Raw genomic sequence first — 20,179 nt, forward strand, 5'->3', positions numbered from 1 at the left:
GTTGCCGAATCGTGTCCGAGCGTGTCGCGAACCACGGTGGCGCGTCGGTGGATGAGCGGCACCCGGCGGTCGGTAGATTCGGACCTGCTCCCCACCGCAGCCGTGGGGCCAGCCATGCCGCGTCCAGAGCCAGAGGTAGACCAATCGACAACACCTACAACGCCCAGCACCTGCTCGTCCTCGAGGGTCTCGAGGCGGTGCGCAAGCGGCCGGGCATGTACATCGGGTCGACCGACACCCGGGGGCTGATGCATTGCCTGTGGGAGATCATCGACAACGCGGTCGACGAGGCCCTCGGCGGGCACGGCGACCACATCCGGGTGTTCCTGCACCCCGACGGCTCCGCGGAGGTCCGTGACAACGCCCGTGGCATCCCCGTCGACAAGGAGCCCAAGACCGGGCTCTCCGGAGTCGAGGTGGTCTTCACCAAGCTGCACGCGGGCGGCAAGTTCGGCGGCGGTTCGTACGCCGCCACCGGTGGGCTGCACGGCGTGGGCTCCTCGGTCGTGAACGCCCTCTCGGCGCGACTCGACGTCGAGGTGGACCGGCCGCCGGCGACCCAGACGATGTCCTTCCAGCGGGGCGTGCCCGGCGTGTTCTCCGGCGAGGGCCCGGGCACCGACTTCGCACCCCAGTCGGGGCTGCACAAGGGTGCTCGGGTGAAGAAGGGCGTGACCGGCACCCGCGTCCGGTTCTGGCCGGACCGCCAGATCTTCACCAAGGACGCCACCTTCACCTGGGACGAGCTGGTCACCCGGGCCCGACAGACCTCCTTCATCGTGCCCGGTCTCGAGCTGACCCTCACCGACCTGCGCGGCGAGGAGCCCGTGACGGAGTCGTTCCACCACGCCGGCGGCATTGCCGAGTTCTGCGAGTACCTCAGCCACGACGAGCCGGTGACCGAGGTACTGCGCCTCCAGGGTTCCGACGTGTTCACCGAGACCGTCCCGCTGCTCGACGCCAAGGGCCACATGACGCCCCAGGACGTGGAGCGCGAGCTCGGGGTCGACGTCGCGTTGCGCTGGGGGACCGGCTACGAGACCGAGCTGCGCTCCTTCGTCAACGTGATCGCGACGCCCAAGGGCGGCACGCACGTGGCCGGGTTCGAGGCCGCGATGACCAAGACGTTCAACGACGTGATGCGCAACAGCCGGGTGCTCAAGGCCAACGACACCGACGTGGTCAAGGACGACGTCCTCGAGGGCCTCACGGCCGTGGTCACCGTGCGTCTGGCCGAGCCGCAGTTCGAGGGGCAGACCAAGGAGGTGCTCGGTACACCGGCGGCGCGCGCCGTCGTACGCAAGGTGGTGGCGGCCGAGCTGAAGAACTTCCTCACCTCCACCAAGCGGGCCGAGAAGGCCCAGTCCAAGCTGGTGATGGAGAAGGTGGCCGGTGCCGCCAAGACCCGCCTGGCCGCTCGTCAGCACCGCGACACCCAGCGCCGCAAGAACGCGCTGGAGTCCTCGGCGCTCCCGGCCAAGCTGGCCGACTGCCGGTCCACCGACGTGGAGCGATCCGAGCTGTTCATCGTCGAGGGGGACTCCGCGCTGGGCACGGCCAAGCTGGCCCGCAACTCTGAGTTCCAGGCACTGCTGCCGATCCGCGGCAAGATCCTGAACGTGCAGAAGGCCACGGTGGCCGACATGCTCAAGAACGCCGAGTGCGCCTCGATCATCCAGGTCGTCGGTGCCGGCTCCGGGCGCACCTTCGACCTCGAGCAGGCGCGTTACGGCCGAGTGATCTTCATGGCCGACGCCGACTCCGACGGCGCGCACATCCGTTGCCTGCTGGCCACGTTGTTCTTCAAGTACATGCCCGAGCTGGTGACGGCCGGCCGGCTGTTCACCGCCGTGCCGCCGCTGCACCGGATCGAGCTGACCAACCCCAAGAAGGGGATGGACAAGTACGTCTACACCTACTCCGACCCCGAGCTGCAGCGAAAGCTCGCGGAGCTGACCAAGAAGGGCGTGCGCTGGAAGGACCCCGTGCAGCGCTACAAGGGTCTCGGTGAGATGGACGCCGACCAGCTGGCCGAGACCACGATGGACCCGCGCCACCGCACCCTGCGCCGGATCACCGCGGACGACGCGGCGCAGGCCGCCGAGGTCTTCGAGCTGCTGATGGGTGCCGAGGTGGCGCCGCGCAAGGACTTCATCGTGGCGGGCGCCTACGAGGTTGACGCGGACGCCATCGACGCCTGACGCGCGTGGACAACGAGACGCTCACCGCCGCCTGGGACCAGGTCTGGGGGCTGCTCACGCTGCTGCTGGGGCGACGCTCGGTGCAGCTGGGCTACGTCGTCTCCGCGCTCGGGCTGGTGGCGCTCACCCTGGTGGCCACCTGGCGGGCCCGCTGGCGCGGTGGCCGCACCTGCGTCGCCGTGGCGGCCGCGCTGGCGCTGGCGCTGTTCCCCGCGCTGACCCTGGCCCGGCGAGGGGTCGACCTGCGCCGCAGTCCCACGTGCGACTGGGCCTGGGCGCTGGAGCCGACCAACGCCGAGCAGGTGCTGAACGTGCTGCTCCTGATGCCGGCGGGCTTCTTCGCCGCGTGGGCCCTGCGCCGCATCTGGCCCGTCGTGCTGGGTGCGCTGGCACTGAGCCTGGGTGCGGAGCTCGCGCAGGCGGCGCTGGACATCGGCGCGTGCCAGGCCGGTGACATGACGCGCAACGCCGCGGGCGCTCTGGTGGGCGCGGTCCTGGGACGGGTGGTCGCGGCGCTCAGCCCTGGCGGTCGGGACCGGCGCGGGTCGGGGTGATCCGGAGGATGACGCGGCGATCACGCTCCATGGCGGCCCGGTAGTCGTCCCAGTCCTCGGCCTCGCCGCTGATGCCGCGGTAGTAGTCCACCAGCGGCTCCATCGCCTCCGGGAGCGAGAGCACCTCCGCCTCGCCCTCCACGTAGATCCACTCGCCGAAGAAGCCGTCCGGGATCACGCACAGCTGCACCCAGGGGTCGGCACGCAGCTGCCTGGTCTTGTACGCCGTCTCCCGGCTGCTGACCGTCAACCGCCCCTCGGCGTCGACCCCCACCAGGACAGGGCTCTGGTGGACGCGGTCGGGGCTGCGGGTCGCCAGCACGGCGTGGTGGTGAGTGCGCACGAAGTCACGTGCCTGGTCCAGGTCCATGACGCCATTGTGACGCTCGGGCAGGATCTTTCCCATGGAGCGTGACGACGTACGCCGCTGGCTGACGCGCTACGAGGAGCTGTGGCGGACGCCGGGGACCGAGGCGCTGTCCGCGCTGTTCACCGAGGACGCGTCCTACCTCGCCTCCCCGTGGGCGGAGCCGGCCGACGACGGCCGGTGCCGGCACTTCGAGGAGTGGCCGTTCGCACCGGGCCAGCCGGACGGGCACTGAGCCAGTCACCCGTGGCTGGGCGTCGACCCTCAGGCGAGCTGTTCGAGCAGGCCGCTGTCGACGTCGTAGAGGAAGCCGCCGACCGCGACCCGCTCCGGGATCAGCGGGTGCGCGCGGACCTTGTGCACGTCGTCGCGCAACGCCTCCAGCTGGTCCTCGACGACGCCGAAGTTCTGCCAGGACGCGTCCTGGCCGGCGGACTCGGTGACCTTGGCGCGGATCTCATCGAGGGTGGAGCTGGCCATCGCGCACCTGGTGTGCGGAACCACCAGGATGCGCTCGACCTTGAGCAGGTGGACGCCCAGCACGAGCGCCTCCAGGGCCTGCGGCGTCACGCGGCCACCGGGGTTGCGGAAGATCTTGGCGTCGCCGGGCACGAGTCCGAGCATGCCCAGCGGCGAGATGCGGGAGTCCATGCAGGTGACGATCGCGATCCCGGCGTGGGCGACACCGTCGAACCCGGCCAGGTCGAAGGTGTCCGCGAAGGTGCGGTTGGCGGCGAGCAGGTCCTCGAAGTCGTTGCTGGTCACAGGAGGAACCTAGTCCCTTGTGAAGCCCCTGAGGACGTGACGTTCAACACCGGGCGGCCGGCTGCCCGGGAGCGGTGACCGGTCGACGGCGTACGGCTCACAGGGTGGGGGTCAGGCCGGAGGATCGGACCTGACGGGTGTTCGCGCCGCGGAAGCACCAGATGGCCGCAGCAGCGGCGATCACGGCGCACATGGCGGCGCCGAGGAAGATCGCCTGGAGCTGCTCGATGCCGGCCACCTCGAGCATCCGGGTGTACTCCGCGCACCGGGTCTTGCCGTCGGAGCACACGTCGTTGGGGGAGGGGATGTCGACCTGTACGGCGTAGTAGCGGCGCAGGCCGATCGTGGTGAGCGCGGAGATGCCGACCAGCATGCCGACCATCCGGGAGACCACGAGCAGGGCGCTGGCGACGCCGTGGACGCTGTCCTCGGTGCTCGCCAGCAGGGCCGCGTTCACCGGGGCCAGCGCGAGGCCGAAGCCGAGGCCGGTCGTCGCGAGCACCGCGGAGGAGGACAGGTGGTCCAGGGACTCCAGGCCCCACCCGGCCATCAGCCAGAACCCGGCGGCGGCCAGGAGCATCCCGGCCGCGGTCAGCACGCCTGCGGAGACCCGGCGGGTCAGGGCGCCGCCGAGGATGGCGCCGACCGGGAGCGCCACCAGGAACTCCACGAGCACCAGCGCCGCCTTGATCTGGGAGCCGTCGGCGACGGTGAGCCGGGCGAAGATCGGGATGTCCACCAGCGCGGCGATCAGGGCGGCGCCGACGAAGAAGCTCACCAGTACCGCCCCCCACGCAGGCCGCTGCGCGAACGCCCCGTGCGGGATCAGCGGCGCGGGTGAGCGGCGGTTGTGCAGGGCGAACAGGACGATGGAGACCGCGGCGAGGGCGAGGTACCACGGGCCCGCGGGGGAGAAAACCTGCACCTCGGGGTCGGCGGTGGCGAAGGCCAGGATGATCCCGCCCAGCGCGAGCGAGAGCAGCCCGGCGCCGACCAGGTCGGCCTCGCGCACCGACCGCCACCAGTCGGGCAGGTCCACCAGGGGGCTGCGGGCCAGCACGAGCCGCGCCACCAGGGCCACCCCGAGGCCCATCGCCACCAGCCCGATCGGCGACCACCAGATCGAGGCCCCGCTGGTGAACGGCACGAACGGCCCACCCAGCTCCACCGAGGACACCAGGCTGCCCGGCTGCCACATCACCAGCAGCATCACGGCCAGTCCCAGGACCAGCAGGATCAGGCCGATCCAGTCGATGTGCCGCCACCTCGGATGGTCCCGGCCGTTCGGCAGGTCCTCACCGGCGTGCCGACCTGCCGAACGACCGGGATTACCCGTGCTTGTGATGGTCACGATGGCCGCGGCGAGGACGAGGCCGACGGCGAGGTTGATCCAGAAGATGTCGCGCCAGGTGCCGAAGGAGAGCACGACGGCGCCGTACAGGGGGCCGATGACGCTGCCGAGCTCCTGGACGGCGCCGACGATGCCGAGGGGGATGCCGCGACGGTTCGCGGGGTAGAGGTCGGCCACCAGGGCGAGGGTGACCGGGACGAGTCCGCCGCCCCCGACCCCTTGCAGGAATCGGCCGGCCACCAGGCTGCCGAGGTCGTACGCCGCTGCGGTGACCAGCGAGCCGAAGGCGAACACCACCAGCGCCGCGACGAGGACCGGGGTCCGGCCACGGAGGTCGGCGATGCGGCCGATCAGCGGGAGCATCGCGACGTAGCCGAGCAGGAAGCCGCTGACGATCGGGGCGGCCCGCTGGAGCTCGTCCACGCTGAGGCCGACCGAGCCCATCATGTCGGGGAGGGAGAGGACGACGACGTAGGTGTCCGCCGCGGCGAACGCGACCGCGACCGCAGCCAGGGCGAGCAGCACCCTCGCGGAGCGGGAGGGCCCCGTGGCGCCCTCCTGGGGCTCGACCGCCCGCTCAGCGCGTTCGCTGCTCGACCGCCTGCGGCCGGGGCGTGAGGTCGTCACAGGGGTCGGCCGATCAGCTCGTGGGAGCGGTGATCTTGACGCCCTTGTCGTAGTCGGTGAGCTTGACGTCGTAGGTCACGTCGCCGCCGCCGGAGAAGAACGGTCCGGTCACCTTCACGGTCGTCGCGTAGCCCTTGTCGTCCACGCCGACGCTGGTGTCGTAGCTCTCCTTGGTGACGGCGCTGGGGATGATCCGCTTGACCGCCGCACCGGGCAGGGTGCCGGTGTAGGTGGTCACGATCGTGTCCGCGTTGCGCTTCTTCTCGCCCTTCTTCAGCCCTTCGAGCTGGGTGAGCAGCGCGGAGAGGCCCTGCTCGGGGTCCGCGAACTGGGCCGGGTCGGGGGCGCCGTACTCGGCGGGGTCGATCACGGAGTACTTCGTCTGCAGGGGCAGCTTGGCGTGGACCTCCCCGTCCACCGAGGTGATCGGGACGGTGGCGGTGAGCCCGCTGAGGACCACCTTCACGTCGCCCTCGAACGCCGCGGGGTGGGCGATGTCGCCGGTGGCGCCGAGGACGCCGTTGCCGGCCGAGGGGGTCGACTCCGTGGACAGCGCGATGCGCACGCTGCTGGCGTCGTCGAACTTGCCCTTGGCCGTCTCCATCACCTCGGTCGGCGACTTCTCCGCCTTCTTCGCCGCCTCGTCGCCGCCGCAACCGGTCGCCAGCACGGGTGCCACCAGGGCGAGGGCGAGCAGGGAGAGGGCGCGAGTGCGTCGGGGTCCGATCATGGGGTCACCCTGCCACGTCGGCAGTCGCGTCCGGACCCGGACCGGCCGGAAGGACGGCCGCGACCGGGCTGGCGCAGGCGACGATCGGCTGGCTGCCCGGCAGGCCCGAACCGTCGCGTCGTCCGACCGGGTCGGGCAGCTCCACGGGGGCGCCGCTGTCGGCGGCCGCGAGGGCCGGGGACTGTCCCGCCCAGGCGAAGACCAGCTCGTCCTCGCCCTTGAGGAACCGGTGGCAGCGCACGCCCCCGGTGGCCCGGCCCTTGGGCGGGTACTCCGTGAACGGTGCGACCTTCACCGAGCCCGCCTCGGTGCCCGGCAGCGCGGAGGACGCGCCCGAGACCGTGACCACGACCGCGTCCTCGGGGTCCAGTGCCGTGAACGAGGTGACGTGGGCACCGGCGCCCAGCTTCACGCCGGCGACGCCGCCGCCGGAGCGGCCCTGCGGACGCACCTGGTCGGCCCCGAAGTGCAGCAGCTGGGCGTCGCTGGTGATGAAGCAGAGGCTCTCCTGCCCCGTGCGCAGCTCCACGGCCCCGACGACCTCGTCGCCCTCCTTGAGGGAGATCACGTCCCAGTCGTCGCGTGCGGAGAGGTACTCCGGGTTGACCCGCTTGACCACGCCGAGCCTGGTGCCGAGCGCGAGCCCGGGGGAGTCGGGATCGAAGCTGGTCAGTCCCAGCACGCGCTCGCCCTCGAGGGTCAGGAACTCCCCGACCGGCGCCCCGCCCGCGAGGTTGGGGTGGTGGGCGGTGCTGGGCAGGGTCGGCAGGTCGAGCACGCCGAGCTTGACGACCCGGCCGGCCGAGGTGAGCACCCCGACCTCGCCGCGGGCGGTGGAGGCGACCGCGGAGACGATCACGTCGTGACGGGCCCGGCCCCCCTCGTCCCCGGGCGGGTCGAGGGTCGTCGTACGCGCGAGCAGGCCGGAGGAGGACAGGAACACGTAGCAGGGGTCGTCGGCCACCTCCAGCGGCGTGGCCGAGGCGGTGGCGGTCTGCCCCGAGGACTCCAGCAGGACCGTACGCCGCGGGGTGCCGAACGTCTTGGCGACCTCGGCGAGCTCGTCGGACACGACGCTGCGCAGCCGGCTCTCGTCGCCGAGGATCTCGTCGAGGGCGGCGATCGTGGCGAGCAGCTCCGCGTGCTCCTTGTCGAGCTCGATCCGGGAGAACTTGGTCAGCCGGCGCAGCGGCATCTCGAGGATGTAGTTGGTCTGGGTCTCGGTGAGGTCGAAGACGTCCATCAACCGGTTGCGGGCCATCTCGGTGTTGTCGCTGCTGCGGATCAGCTGGATGACCTCGTCGATGTCGATGATCGCGACGAGCAGGCCGTCGACAAGGTGCAGCCGGTCGGCCGCCTTGCCGCGCCGGAAGCGCGAGCGGCGCCGGACCACGTCGAAGCGGTGCTCGAGGAAGACCTCCAGCATCTCCTTCAGGCCGAGAGTGCGGGGCTGGCCGTCGACCAGGGCGACCGCGTTGATGCCGAAGGAGTCCTCCATCGCGGTGCTCTTGAACAGCTGCTCGAGCAGGGCCTCGGGGTGGAACCCGTTTTTGACCTCGATCACCAGGCGCAGGCCGTGGGAGCGGTCGGTGAGGTCCTTGACGTCGGAGATGCCCTGGAGCTTCTTGGCCTGGACGAGCTTCTTGATCGCCGCGATCACGCGCTCGGTGCCGACGCCGTAGGGCAGCTCGGTCACCACGATGCCCTTGCGGCGCGGGGTGACCGACTCGATCCGGGTGGTGGCGCGCATCCGGAAGGTGCCGCGACCCGTCTCGTAGGCGTCCCGGATCCCGTCCAGCCCGATGATCTTCCCGCCCGTGGGCAGGTCGGGGCCGGGGATGAACCGCATCAGTGCGTCGAGGTCGGCCTTCGGGTGCTTGACCAGGTGGCGCAGCGCCTGCACGACCTCGATCAGGTTGTGCGGTGCGATGTTGGTGGCCATGCCCACCGCGATGCCGGTGGCGCCGTTGACCACGAGGTGCGGCACGGCGGAGGGGAGCACCGAGGGCTCGATCTCGCGGCCGTCGTAGTTGGGCCGGAAGTCGACGGTGTCCTCGTCGATGGTCGCGGTCATCGCGACCGCGGCGGGAGCCATCCGCGCCTCGGTGTACCGCATCGCGGCGGGCGGGTCGTCGGGCGAGCCGAAGTTGCCGTGGCCGTCGACGGTGGGCAGCCGCATCGAGAACGACTGCGACATCCGGACCAGTGCCTCGTAGATGGCGCCGTCTCCGTGGGGGTGGAACCGGCCCATCACCTCACCGACGACGCGGGAGGACTTCACGTGGCCGCGCTCGGGACGTAGCCCCATCTCGTGCATGGCGTGCAGGATCCGGCGCTGCACGGGCTTGAGCCCGTCGCGTGCGTCCGGCAGGGCCCGCGAGTAGATGACCGAGTAGGCGTATTCCAGGAAGCTGGTGCGCATCTCGTCGCCGACGTCGATGTCGACGATGTGTTCCTCGAAGTCCTCCGGGGGAGGTGGTGCGGTACGACGGGCCATGGGGGGATTCTCCCAACCGGCGCCGGTGATCGATCAGGGGGCACGCCGTAGGGGCGCGGACGGTACATTTCACTCGTGACCGCGACGGGCGTCGACCCAGCCCCCTCCCCCCGGGACTATCCCGAGCACTGGGAGGCCGACGTCCTGCTCCGGGACGGGCGCACCGCCCACCTGCGCCCGATCGTGCCCGAGGACGCCGAGGGGCTCGTGGAGTTCTACGCGCAGGTCTCCGACCAGTCGAAGTACTTCCGGTTCTTCGCGCCGATGCCCAGGCTCTCCGACCGCGACGTCGAGCGGTTCACCCACGTGGACTACCGCGACCGGGTCGCGTTCGTGATGACGGTTGCGCAGAAGATCATCGCGGTCGGGCGCTACGACGTGGTCGAGGAGGGACGCGCCGAGGTCGCCTTCCTGGTGCAGGACGCCCACCAGGGCCGCGGCATCGCGCAGCTGCTCCTCGAGCACCTCGCCCAGGCCGGGCGCGAGCGGGGCGTGGGCAGGTTCGTCGCCGAGGTGCTGCCCGACAACCGCCGGATGATCCAGGTCTTCCGGGAGCAGGGGTACGTCGTCAAGGGCGGCTGGGACGAGGGGGTGATGCACCTCGAGTTCGACATCGACCCCACCGAGACCTCGATCGGCGTGCTCGCCGCGCGCGAGCACCGTTCCGAGGCGGCGTCCATCGCGGCCTTCCTCAACGCCCGCAGCGTGGCCGTCATCGGGGCCTCGCGGCGCAGCGACACGATCGGCGCGCTGCTGGTGCGCAACCTGGTGCTCGGGGACTACTCCGGCCGGGTCTACGTGGTGAACCCCGCTGCGGACGCCGTGGCCGGCATGCCGGCGTACGCCAGCGTCAGCGACATCCCCGGCGAGGTCGAGGTCGCGATCGTGGCCGTGCCGGCCGAAGCCGTGCAGGACGTCGTCCTCGACTGCGCCGCCAAGGGCGTCCACGGGCTGATCGTGATCTCCAGCGGCTTCGCGGAGACCGGCGAGGAGGGGCGCCACCGCCAGCGCAAGCTGGTCGGCCTCGCGCGCTCCTACGGGCTGCGCCTGATCGGGCCCAACTGCCTCGGGGTGATCAACACCGCCTCCGAGGTCTCGCTGAACGCATCGCTGGCGCCGCTGATGCCACCGCGCGGGAGGGCGGGCTTCTTCTGCCAGTCCGGTGCGCTGGGCTCGGCGATCCTCGAGAAGGTGCGCGGGCGTGGCCTGGGGCTCTCCACCTTCGTCAGCGCGGGCAACCGCGCCGACGTCTCCGGCAACGACCTGCTGCAGTACTGGGAGGAGGACGCAGCGACCGAGGTCATCCTGCTCTACCTGGAGTCCATCGGTAACCCGCGCAAGTTCTCCCGAATCGCCCGCCGCGTCTCCCGTTCCAAGCCGATCATCGCGGTCCGCTCCGGGCGCAGCACCCAGGGCGTGCCGATGGGCCACGCCGTACGCCAGATCGCCGCGCCGCCCGAGGCCGTGGACGCCATGTTCCGCCAGGCGGGGATCATCCAGGTGGACACCCTCGACGAGATGTTCGACGTCGCCCAGCTGCTCGCCCACCAGCCGCTGCCGACCGGCCCCCGGGTCGCGATCGTCGGCAACTCCGACGCCCTCGGGCTCCTCGCAGTCGACGCGGCCGCCGCCAGCGGGCTCACGGTCACCAGCGCCACGGCGCTCGGGGCCGACGCGACGGCGGAGGACTTCGAGGACGCCCTCGACGCCGCGATCGACGACGGGCACGTGGACGCCGTGGTGGCGGTCTACATCCCGCCCCTGGACGCGGGCGGCGAGGAGGTGGCGAACGTGCTCGCGGCCGTCGGCGAGCAGTCGGACAAGCCCCTGGTCTCCTCCTTCCTCGGACGTGAGGGGGTGCCCGAGCTGCTGCGGGTCCCCGACGTCTCGGGCCACACCGCCGGCCGCGGTTCGGTCCCGTCGTACCCCGCGGTCGAGGCCGCGGTGCGCGCCCTGGCCCGGGTGGTGGACTACGCCGCCTGGCTCGGCCGCCACGACGACGAGGTGGGTGTCCTGGAGGACATCGAGCTCGACGCCGCCAAGCGACAGGTGAACGGACTCCTGATCGACCACCCCGAGGGACACGAGCTCTCCGAGGCCGAGCTGCGCGACCTGCTCGGCAACTACGGGATCGACCTGTGGGAGCGACGCCACGTCGGGACCGTCGAGGAGGCGATCGAGGCCGCCGGGGACCTCGGCTGGGACGTCGTGCTCAAGGCGACCGCCGACCGGCTGCGGCAGCGTCCCGACCAGGCCCACGTGTGGCGCAACATCCACGACGCGCAGGAGATGCGCGACGCCTGGCACTCGCTGAGCGCGATCATCGCCGACCCCACCGACGCCGGGTTCGTCGTGCAGCGCACCGCCGCGCCCGGCGTCCCCGTCGCCGTCCGTGGCCTCGAGGACCCGCTCTTCGGCCCGGCCGTCTCCTTCGGTGTCTCCGGCGCGCTGACCGAGCTCGTCGGCGACCGGGCGTTCCGGATCCCGCCGATCAGCGGGCTCGACGCCGCCGAGACGGTGCGGTCCATCAAGGCGGCGCCGCTGCTGTTCGGCTACCGGGGGAGCGAGCAGGTCGACGTGCCCGCGGTGGAGGACCTGCTCCGCCGGGTGGCGCAGCTGAAGATCGACCTGCCCCAGGTCAGCCAGATCGACCTGGGACTCGTGCACGCCACCGCCGACGGGGTGACCGTGCTGCAGGCCGCGGGCCGGGTGGACGCGATGCTCGAGCCCCGCTCGGACCTGTTCGTACGCCGGCTCACCGACCCGCTCGACGACTCGCTGCCCCGCTGAGCGGCCTCGCCGTGCACCGTGCGCGTGCAGCGGCGGGCGGCTGGGCCGGAACGCGTGACAGACTGCGGTCATGCGTCAAGCACCCCCCAGCGACCGCTTCTCCGACCTCGTGATGGCGATCGAGAAGACCGGCTACTACCCGCAGGTCGTCGCCGCCGGAGTCCGGTCGGCCGTCGCCGGCGAGAACGTCACCTCCTACCTCGTCCACCACGAGCCCACCATCGACCGGGACGAGGTGCGCCGGCACATCACGGTCGTCGTGCTCACCGGGACCCGGCTGATCCTGTGCCACACCGACGAGCACGCTCCTGACGACCTGCTGCCCGAGCCCTACACCTCCACCTCCACCGAGGCGATCCAGCTGAGCTCGGTGCGCTCGATCGTGGTGAACCGGATGGTGGCGAACCCGGCGACCTTCGCCGGTGGCGGTGAGCCCACTCCCAGCGAGGCCGTGCTCACCATCGGCTGGGGCGGCATCAACCGGATCGACCTCGAGCCCGCCGCCTGCGCGGATCCCGAGTGCGACGCGGACCACGGCTACACCGGCATGGTGGTCTCCGACGACTTCTCGCTGCGGGTCAGCTCGGCAGCGGACGGCCAGGGTGCCGTCGACGACCTCCTCGTCTTCGCCGAGAGCCTCTCCGCCCGCACGCAGACCTGACGGTGCGGCCAGCCCTGCCGGACTTCGTAGAGCCGGCCTACTCCGGCGACCTGGCGGGTCGCACCCTCGGCGACGTGCTGCCCGCGGTCGCCCGTGCCCTCGGCGTCGACGTCGGCTTCCACGAGTCCTCGCTGCGGCTGCCCCCGGCGCCGGCGTACGTCGTGATGCTGGTGGACGGGCTCGGCCACGACCTGCTGGCCGAGCACCGGGTCCAGGCGCCGTACCTGCACTCCTTGCTGGGGGAGCCGCCGGCCACCTGCGGCGTCCCGTCGACGACGGCCACCTCGCTGACCTCCCTTGGCACGGCGCTCGCGCCGGGCCAGCACGGGCTGGTCGGGTTCAGCTCACGGGTGCCCGAGACCGGCGCGCTGCTGAACTCGCTGTTCTGGGACCAGCCGGTCGACCCGCTGCAGTGGCAGCCCAACGCCACCGCCTTCACGCGGCTCGAGGCGGCCGGGGTGCACACGAGCGTGGTCAGCAAGCGCGAGTTCGCCGGCTCGGGACTGACCCGGTGCGGCCAGCGCGGCGCGGAGTACGTCGGCGCCGACGACGTGGCCGAGCGGGTCGCGGGAGCCGTCGCGGGAGCTGCGCGACGCCCCTCGGTGACCTACGTCTACGACGGTGACCTCGACTGGCACGGCCACCGTGCGGGGGTGGACTCCCAGCGCTGGCGTGCGCAGCTGCGCGACATCGACGAGGACGTCCAGGAGCTGCGCGACGAGCTGCCCGACGAGGTGCGGCTGGTGGTGGTGGCCGACCACGGGATGATCGACTCCCCGGCGGATCGCCACGTCGACATCGACGGGTTCGCGCAGCTGCGCGACGGGGTCACCCTGCTCGGTGGCGAGGCCAGGTTCCGGCACGTGTACTGCCGCGGCGGTGCGGTGCCCGCCGTCGCCGACGCGTGGCGGGAGACCCTGGGCGACCGGGCGACGGTGCTCACCCGAGACGAGGCGATCGAGCGCGGCTGGTTCGGCGAGGTGGACTCGCGGGTGCGCCTGCGCCTCGGCGACGTGGTCGTGGCCGCCCGCGACGACTGGGCCCTGATGAGCTCCGCGGACTTCCCCTACGAGATGACGCTCGTGGGCCTGCACGGCTCCCTGACACCGCGCGAGATGCACATCCCGATCCTCGTCGGCTGACGGAGCCCTCTAGGAGAACGGGAGCGGCTCGGCGATCATCGAGATCGCCCTGGCCCGTGAGGCCGTCATCCGGCGGCGGTGATGGGCCCTGCAGAGGACCTCGTAGGAGATCTCCGCCGGCACCTCTCCCTCGACGTCACCCACGACGATGACCTCGCCCTCGGTGACCATCTCGCCGTCGGCCGTCCGGGCGTTGTGGGTGGCTCGCTTGCCGCACCAGCACAGCGCCTCGACCTGGAGCACGTTCATCCGGTCGGCGAGCTCGACCAGGCGCCGGGACCCCTCGAAGAGCTGGGTGCGGAAGTCGGAGAGGATCCCGAAGGCGAACACGTCGAGCTGCAGCTCGTCGACGATCTTGGCGAGCTGGTCGACCTGCGCGCCGGTGTAGAACTGGGCCTCGTCGCAGATCAGGTAGTCGATCCTGGCGCCGTGGGTGAGCTCGTCGACGACGTAGCGCCAGAAGTCGAAGTCCTCGTCGACCTCGAGGGCGTCGTGGGTCAGGCCGAGCCGGGAGGAGATCCGGGCCGAGCCCGCACGGTCGTGGGTGGTGAAGATCCGGCCGATCCGGCCCCGGGCGGCATGGTTGTGGTTCGTCTGCAGCGCGAGCGTGCTCTTCCCGGAGTCCATCGTGCCGGTGAAGAATTGGAGTTCAGCCATCGGGGAGGATCATGCCATGCACGCATCCCGGAGCCAGCCGCTGATCGACGTCGAAGCCCTCGCAGCCGTGGTCGCCGCAGGCTCGTGCACCGTGCTCGACGTCCGCTACCGGATGGGCGGGCCTCCCGGGGCCGAGGAGTACGCCCGTGGCCACGTCCCCGGCGCGGCGTACGTCGACCTGGACGGGGTGCTGGCCGGACCACCCGGGACGGGCGGGCGGCACCCGCTGCCCGACCCGGAGGCCTTCGCCGAGGCGATGCGTGCGGCCGGGGTGAGCGGGCACCGCCCGGTCGTGGTGTACGACGACTGGGCCGGCCGGGCCGCGGCGAGGTGCTGGTGGCTGCTGCGCTGGGCGGGCCATCCCGACGTGCGCGTCCTGGACGGCGGCTGGAGCGCCTGGGTGGAGGCAGGTCAGCCGGTCTCCACCGAGTCCGTGCACCCGGCCCCCGGCGACTTCGTCGCACGGCCCGGACAGCTGCCGGTGCTGGAGACCGACGAGGTCCTGGCCTTCTCCCACGACCACGTGCTCCTCGACGCACGCGAGCCGGAACGCTTCCGGGGCGAGGTGGAGCCGGTCGACCCGGTGGCCGGCCACATCCCCGGGGCGGTCAACGTCCCGACGAGTCGCAACCTGCGTCCCGACGGGCGGTTCCGCAGCCGCGAGGAGCTGGTCGGGCACTACGCCGTGGCGCAGGGCCGCGAGGTCGCGGCGTACTGCGGCTCGGGCGTGACCGCTGCCCACGACGTGCTCGCGATGGCGGTGGCCGGCCTCGAGGCCGCGCTCTACCCGGGTTCGTGGAGCGAGTGGGTCACCGACCCGGACCGGCCGGTGGCAACGGGCGAGGCCTGAGGCCCTGGTGGTCGGAGCCCGGGTCGCCGTCCGGGTCGCCGTCCTGGTCGAGGGGCTGCACCGCGACGACCGCGTCGGGTGACAGCGGGCCGTAGATGTGGGGGAACGTGTCGTCGCCCACGGGGTCCTCCTGCCACGGCACGCCGAGCAGGTCGGTGTCGATGCTCAGCAGGACCAGCGGCTCGCCGGCGTCGCGGTAGTAGCGGTCGAACACGCCGGCCACCTGGTCCACCCGTGCGGCGTGCAGGAATCCCTGCTGCGCCAGGCTGACCCCGCGGGTCGAGGTGGTGTAGGCACCTGAGCGCCGCGCGGCCTCCCAGTCGGCCACGGTGGCAAGGTGGAAGATCCGCATCTGCACATCGTGGCACTCAGGCCGTGGCTGCGAGTTCCCCCGGGACGTTGCCCGACACGTCCCCGAGCGGACTGAGCCGCGCGAGCAGGCTCTCGAAGAGCCCGGCGGTCTCCTCCAGGGAGAGCAGCGCGGCCTCGTGGCCGCGCCAACCGAAGACCACGGCGCCGTCGAGCTCGTGGGTCTCCAGCGGCACCGCCCCGGGGTTGAGCACCAACCGCCCGGCCGCCCCGGCCTGCCGGTGGGACTCGCAGTCGCACTCCGCGCGCAGGAGCAGGGTGGTCAGGTCCGAGGGCCGGTAGGCGACCAGGCGGAGCCGGGTGCCGCGGGCGTCGAAGTGCAGCACCCGGTCGGTGCCGGGCCGGCTACGCAGCCACAGGGAGACGGGGACGGCGTGGCTGGGGGCGAGCACCTCGTAGCCGCGCGCGCCGAGCGCTCGGGTCCAGGTGCCGAAGTTCATCGGTGGCATGGGGAGATCGATCCTGTGTCGGGGCTGTCGGGGTCCGGGGGACGCACCAGCCCGCAGGCTGGTGTCAGCGGCAGCGACAACACAGGTTCAGCACGAGATGGAGGCTACCAGTGGACGCCGCGGAACGCGCGGGCGAGCGCACGCTGGACACTGACGCGCTCGGTGCGGGCGTCGTCGTCGCCGCGGGCGGCCGTGGAGTCCGGGAACACCTGGTAGGCCACGTGCAGGATCCGGAAGGCAGTCCGGGGGGCCAGCGTGTGCCCGAGGGCGCCGAGGTTGCCGGTGAGGGTGTTGATCTCGTGGGGCCGTTCGACCAGGGCCCGGATCACCTTGGCCGCGGCCTGCGCCGGGGTGATCGCGGGGAACTTGTCGTACATCTTGGTCGGGGCGATCATCGGCGTGCGGACCAGCGGCATGTGGATGCTGGTGAAGGACACGCCGTCGCTGATCAGCTCGCTGGAGACCACGTTGCTCCACGCGTCCAGGGCGGCCTTGGAGGCGACGTACGCCGAGAACCGCGGTGGGCTGGTGAGGACGCCAATCGAGGACACGTTGACCACGTGGCCCGACCGCTGCTCGCGCATCTTGGGCAGGATGCCGAGGACCAGGCGGACCGCCCCGAAGTAGTTGAGCTGCATGGTGCGCTCGAAGTCGTGGAAGCGGTCCTCGCTCAGTCGCAGCGAGCGCCGGATGGAACGCCCGGCGTTGTTGACCACGTAGTCGATGTGCTCGAAGTCCTCGTCGAGCTGCTTGGTCAGGGCGTCGATGGCGTCGAGGTCGGAGAGGTCGCAGGGGTAGCTGTACGCCGTCCCGCCCTGGGCCTCGATCAGCCGCCGGGTCGACTCCAGCTTGTCCCGCCCACGGGCGACCAGGATCGGGATGCCCCCGGCCTTGGCGATCTGCACCGCGGTGACCAGCCCGATGCCGGAGGAGGCGCCGGTGATCACCACGACCTTCCCGGCGAGCTCGCGGACCGCCGAGGAGTCGCTCCTGATCGAGTCGTCGAGCATCTCCTCCCAGTAGGACCACAGCGTCGAGGCGTAGGAGTCCAGGGCGGGCACCTCGATCCCGGAGCCGGCCAGCGCCTTGTCCGTGGAGCGGGTGGCGTAGACCGAGGGGAAGGAGACGTGCTCGAGCACCTCGGGAGGAATGCCGAGGCGACCGATGGTCTGGCTCAGCGCGAGGTGCAGCGCCGGTGTCCGCAGCGCGGCCGCGACGAGGTTGGCCGGCCGCAGCGCCCGGGGGAGGAGCTCGGTGGGCAGGATCGAGGTGACGCTGCGGTCGACCGGCACCGCGAACCGCGGGGCCTTGGCGGCGGCCGCCAGCGTGTTCACCAGGTCGACGGTCCCGATCGGGTCGGGGTTGACGAGGTGGAAGGCCTGCCCGTCGAGCCCGCGCTCGTGCGCGAGGTGGTCCATCGCCCGGGCGACGTAGTCCACCGGGACCACGTTGGTGTCGCCGAGGTCGACGCCGACGAGAGGAAGCCAGGCGGGCACGTTGTCGCGCAGCCGCTTGAGCAGCGGGAAGAAGTAGTAGGGCCCGTCGATCTTGTCCATCGCCCCGGTCTCGGAGTGGCCGACCACGATCGCCGGCCGGTAGATCCGCCAGGGGACGCCGGCCTCCTCGCGCACGATCCGCTCGGACTCGAACTTGGTGCGGTGGTACGCCGAGGGCAGCCGCTGGCCCTCGTCGAACATCGTCTCGTCGAACACGCCGCGGTAGTCGCCCGAGACGGCCACCGAGGAGACGTGGTGCAGGCAGGACACCTCGAGGCGGGCGGCGAGGTCGATGGCGTTGCGGGTGCCACCGACGTTCATCGTCTCGTTCAGGTCCTCCGAGGCGGTCATGTCGTAGATGGCGGCGAGGTGGAAGAAGTGGTCGATCTCGTCCGCGTGCGCGGTGACCCACTGGTGGCTCACCCCCAGGCCGGGCTCACCGAGGTCGCCGATGACGGGCACGACCCGGTCGGCGTCGAGACCGGCTGCGCCCCACTCCTCGATCATCGCCTCCAGCCGGGGGAGCGATCCCTCCCGGCACAGCGCGAAGACCTCGCCGTCGCGGTGGTCGAGCAGTTCCTGGACCAGGTGCCGACCGAGGAACCCGGTCGCACCGGTGACGAAGTAGGCCATGGTGAGATGCACCGCTCTCAGGGGTCGAGGAGGTTGACTGAGGTCATTCAACTCGCCCGAGCGCGCCGGGTCACCATCATCGACCAGATGCCGACCTGCCGGCACCCCTCGTCCGGGGCCGGGGCCCCGGGTCGGTCAGTCGTTCTTGCCGCCGCCGAACATGATCTCGTCCCACGACGGGACCGAGGAACGGCTCTTCTTCTTCGGCGCCGGTGCGGGCGCCGGAGGCGGGGTCGGCGGTACGTCGGCCACGGGCTCCTCGACCTCGACCGGGTCCAGCGCCCCGTTCTCGTTGAGGTGGTCCTCGATCTCCGGGATCGGCTGGAGGTCGGGCTCGCCGCCGGGTCCGGCGTCGCGCTGGTGCTCCGAGAGCGTCTGGCCCGCCGCCTGGGGAACGGCGGGGCGGTCCTGCGCGAGCCAGTCGGCGTCCGCGGCGGCAGCCGGGTCAGCGGTCCGGTCGCCGGTTTCGGAGCCGGCCTCGGACCCGGTCTCGACATCGGGGGAGTCGGCAGTGGCCGGCTCCGGGTCGGGCTGCCGGTCCCTGACCAGCTCGATGGCGTCGTCGCCGAGCGGCAGCTCGTCCTGGGACGGCACTGAGCTCAGCCGGCGGATGCTGCCGGCGCGGTCGCCGTCCGGCTGCCCGGGAGTGGCCGGGGCCTCGGTCTCGCGCACCTCGCCGGTGAGCACGAGCGCCTCCTGGTTCTGCGCGACCACGTAGCGCCCCGGCATGTCATGGGTGAACTCCGCGGTGCGCGGGGTGCCGCGGACGGCGTACGTCGCCACCAGCGCCCAGCGGCCGTCGGGGCGACGCCAGGCGTCCCACTCCACGTCCTCGTCGTGCAGGCCGTGGTCGCTGAAGAACATCGCAGCGGCCTCCCCGAGGGTGCGGCCCCCGGAGGAGGACTCCCCGGAGCGGCGGCGGACCGAGGCCTTGAGCGCGGTCTGGGCGACGTGGGCCCGCTCCGCCAGCACGGGGGTGGCGAAGCCCATGATGGCCTCCACGGACGTCTGCGCGGCCGCGGCGACCTCCTCGGGTGACTCGCCCGCCCGGATGCGGGCCTGGATGTCGCGAGGGCGCAGTGCGCTTTCCATCTTCATCTCCAACTGGCCGAGTCGTGCGTTCTCGCCACGCAGTACGGCGCGTAGCCGGGCGTCCACGGGGACCGCGAACTCCTCGCCCGTCGGGCTCACCAGCAGCAGTCGCCTGCCGTTCTGACTGAGCCCCACCGGGGTGAGGTCCTGCATGCTCGCTGCTCCTTCGCATCACACCTGCGGCCCCGAGCCTACTTCAGCCCGGTCCACGCCTGAGCAGGGCGACGCGCCGACCCATCCTAGTGTTGAGCCATGGCCGAACCGAACCCGAGCACCTTCCTGCTGGTGCTCGACCTCAGCGGCATCTTCGTGTTCGCGATCTCCGGCGCCCTGGTCGCCGTGCGCAAGCAGTTCGACGTCTTCGGTGTCCTGGTCCTGGCCGGCACGACCGGGCTCGGTGGCGGCTTCCTGCGAGACGTGCTGATCGCCGCCACGCCGCCGGCTGCACTCACCGACTGGCGCTACCTGATGGTGCCGGTCGCTGCCGGGCTGATCACCTTCGTCTTCCACCCGGCGGTCGGTCGGGCCGAGCGCGTCGTGAACATCTTCGACGCCGCGGGACTGGGGCTGTTCTGCGTCACCGGGGCACTGAAGGCCCTCGAGTACGGACTGGGACCGGTGCCCTCGGCGTTGATGGGGATGGTCACCGGCATCGGGGGCGGGATGGCACGCGACCTGCTCGCGGGCCGGGTCCCGGTGGTGTTCTCCAGCGAGCTCTACGCGACCCCGGCACTGGTCGGGGCGACGTGGGCCGTGCTCGCCCAGGGGTGGGGCCTCCCAGAGGGCCTGGTGGCGATCCCCGGGGTGATCCTCTGCTTCGGCCTGCGGGTGCTGGCCCTGTGGCGGGACTGGCGGGCGCCGCTGCCGCGGGGCTCTGCCAGCGTCTAGGGCCAGCGTCTAGGGCCAGCGTCCAGGGCCAGCGTCCAGGGCCAGCGTCCAGGGCCAGCG

At 71.8% G+C, this 20,179-nt stretch carries 18 protein-coding genes; 8 read left to right on the top strand and 10 right to left on the bottom strand.

Translation table 11 applies throughout. From position 1 onward, the window contains the following. Positions 1-143 precede the first annotated feature (143 nt). Together AC4BGC_RS20075 and AC4BGC_RS20080 are read left to right on the top strand one after the other, a co-directional pair. The gene (locus tag AC4BGC_RS20075; RefSeq protein WP_490557602.1) at positions 144-2,201 is read left to right on the top strand and encodes a DNA gyrase/topoisomerase IV subunit B; all 2,058 of its coding nucleotides are present in this window, start codon (positions 144-146) and stop codon (positions 2,199-2,201) included. Between the two features lie 5 nt (positions 2,202-2,206). After that, positions 2,207-2,755, top strand: coding sequence for a VanZ family protein (locus AC4BGC_RS20080; RefSeq protein ID WP_490548636.1), 549 nt, complete (start codon positions 2,207-2,209; stop codon positions 2,753-2,755). Here the strand turns inward: AC4BGC_RS20080 and AC4BGC_RS20085 are convergent. Further along, positions 2,718-3,125 carry a PPOX class F420-dependent oxidoreductase gene (locus tag AC4BGC_RS20085; RefSeq protein WP_490548637.1) on the bottom strand — a complete coding sequence of 136 codons (408 nt, stop codon included), beginning with the start codon at positions 3,123-3,125 and terminating at the stop codon, positions 2,718-2,720. The genes AC4BGC_RS20080 and AC4BGC_RS20085 overlap by 38 nt on opposite strands. A 34-nt stretch (positions 3,126-3,159) precedes the next feature. Here AC4BGC_RS20085 and AC4BGC_RS20090 point away from each other — a divergent pair, with 34 nt between their 5' ends. Next, positions 3,160-3,357 carry a hypothetical protein gene (locus AC4BGC_RS20090; RefSeq protein WP_490557368.1) on the top strand — a complete coding sequence of 66 codons (198 nt, stop codon included), beginning with the start codon at positions 3,160-3,162 and terminating at the stop codon, positions 3,355-3,357. A gap of 29 nt (positions 3,358-3,386) precedes the next feature. Here AC4BGC_RS20090 and AC4BGC_RS20095 read toward each other — a convergent pair whose 3' ends face one another. The 4 genes from AC4BGC_RS20095 to AC4BGC_RS20110 form a co-directional block, all read right to left on the bottom strand. Further along, positions 3,387-3,887, bottom strand: coding sequence for a beta-class carbonic anhydrase (locus AC4BGC_RS20095; RefSeq protein WP_490548639.1), 501 nt, complete (start codon positions 3,885-3,887; stop codon positions 3,387-3,389). 97 nt (positions 3,888-3,984) lie between these two features. Further along, a complete protein-coding gene (locus tag AC4BGC_RS20100; RefSeq protein ID WP_490557370.1) occupies positions 3,985-5,865 on the bottom strand; it encodes an MFS transporter in 1,881 nt (626 codons plus the stop codon). A 13-nt stretch (positions 5,866-5,878) separates the two neighbouring features. Then, positions 5,879-6,595: an LppX_LprAFG lipoprotein gene (locus AC4BGC_RS20105; RefSeq protein ID WP_490548641.1), complete on the bottom strand. Its 717-nt coding sequence runs from the start codon at positions 6,593-6,595 to the stop codon at positions 5,879-5,881. A 4-nt stretch (positions 6,596-6,599) separates the two neighbouring features. Next, positions 6,600-9,092 (bottom strand): DNA gyrase/topoisomerase IV subunit A, encoded by a 2,493-nt coding sequence (locus AC4BGC_RS20110; RefSeq protein ID WP_490548642.1) that lies wholly within the window; start codon positions 9,090-9,092, stop codon positions 6,600-6,602. A gap of 75 nt (positions 9,093-9,167) precedes the next feature. Here AC4BGC_RS20110 and AC4BGC_RS20115 point away from each other — a divergent pair, with 75 nt between their 5' ends. The 3 genes from AC4BGC_RS20115 (at position 9,168) to AC4BGC_RS20125 (ending at position 13,685) form a co-directional block, all read left to right on the top strand. Further along, positions 9,168-11,882 (top strand): bifunctional acetate--CoA ligase family protein/GNAT family N-acetyltransferase, encoded by a 2,715-nt coding sequence (locus AC4BGC_RS20115; RefSeq protein ID WP_490557371.1) that lies wholly within the window; start codon positions 9,168-9,170, stop codon positions 11,880-11,882. 70 nt (positions 11,883-11,952) lie between these two features. Further along, complete coding sequence (locus tag AC4BGC_RS20120; protein WP_490548644.1) at positions 11,953-12,543, top strand: DUF5998 family protein; 591 nt, start codon at positions 11,953-11,955, stop codon at positions 12,541-12,543. A 2-nt stretch (positions 12,544-12,545) separates the two neighbouring features. After that, complete coding sequence (locus tag AC4BGC_RS20125) at positions 12,546-13,685, top strand: alkaline phosphatase family protein (RefSeq protein ID WP_490557373.1); 1,140 nt, start codon at positions 12,546-12,548, stop codon at positions 13,683-13,685. A gap of 9 nt (positions 13,686-13,694) precedes the next feature. Here the strand turns inward: AC4BGC_RS20125 and AC4BGC_RS20130 are convergent, their stop codons facing one another. Continuing rightward, a complete protein-coding gene (locus AC4BGC_RS20130) occupies positions 13,695-14,342 on the bottom strand; it encodes a thymidine kinase (RefSeq protein WP_490548646.1) in 648 nt (215 codons plus the stop codon). Between the two features lie 16 nt (positions 14,343-14,358). Between AC4BGC_RS20130 and AC4BGC_RS20135 the strand changes: the two genes are divergently transcribed. After that, complete coding sequence (locus AC4BGC_RS20135; protein ID WP_490557374.1) at positions 14,359-15,192, top strand: sulfurtransferase; 834 nt, start codon at positions 14,359-14,361, stop codon at positions 15,190-15,192. Here the strand turns inward: AC4BGC_RS20135 and AC4BGC_RS20140 are convergent. The 4 genes from AC4BGC_RS20140 to sepH form a co-directional block, all read right to left on the bottom strand. Next, the gene (locus tag AC4BGC_RS20140) at positions 15,152-15,544 is read right to left on the bottom strand and encodes a DUF952 domain-containing protein (protein WP_490557376.1); all 393 of its coding nucleotides are present in this window, start codon (positions 15,542-15,544) and stop codon (positions 15,152-15,154) included. The genes AC4BGC_RS20135 and AC4BGC_RS20140 overlap by 41 nt on opposite strands. A gap of 16 nt (positions 15,545-15,560) precedes the next feature. Then, positions 15,561-16,010 (bottom strand): hypothetical protein, encoded by a 450-nt coding sequence (locus AC4BGC_RS20145; protein ID WP_490557377.1) that lies wholly within the window; start codon positions 16,008-16,010, stop codon positions 15,561-15,563. Positions 16,011-16,114: 104 nt separating this feature from the next. After that, on the bottom strand, positions 16,115-18,139 hold the full coding sequence (locus tag AC4BGC_RS20150) for an SDR family oxidoreductase (RefSeq protein WP_490557378.1): 2,025 nt from the start codon (positions 18,137-18,139) through the stop codon (positions 16,115-16,117). Positions 18,140-18,274: 135 nt separating this feature from the next. After that, positions 18,275-19,384, bottom strand: a complete 1,110-nt coding sequence (gene sepH / locus AC4BGC_RS20155; RefSeq protein WP_490557379.1) for a septation protein SepH — start codon at positions 19,382-19,384, stop codon at positions 18,275-18,277. A 99-nt stretch (positions 19,385-19,483) separates the two neighbouring features. On the opposite strand from sepH, the gene AC4BGC_RS20160 reads away from it, so the two are divergent. Further along, a complete protein-coding gene (locus tag AC4BGC_RS20160; protein ID WP_490557380.1) occupies positions 19,484-20,119 on the top strand; it encodes a trimeric intracellular cation channel family protein in 636 nt (211 codons plus the stop codon). Positions 20,120-20,179 lie beyond the last annotated feature (60 nt).

This window comes from Nocardioides sp. Z38_18 (assembly GCF_058215695.1).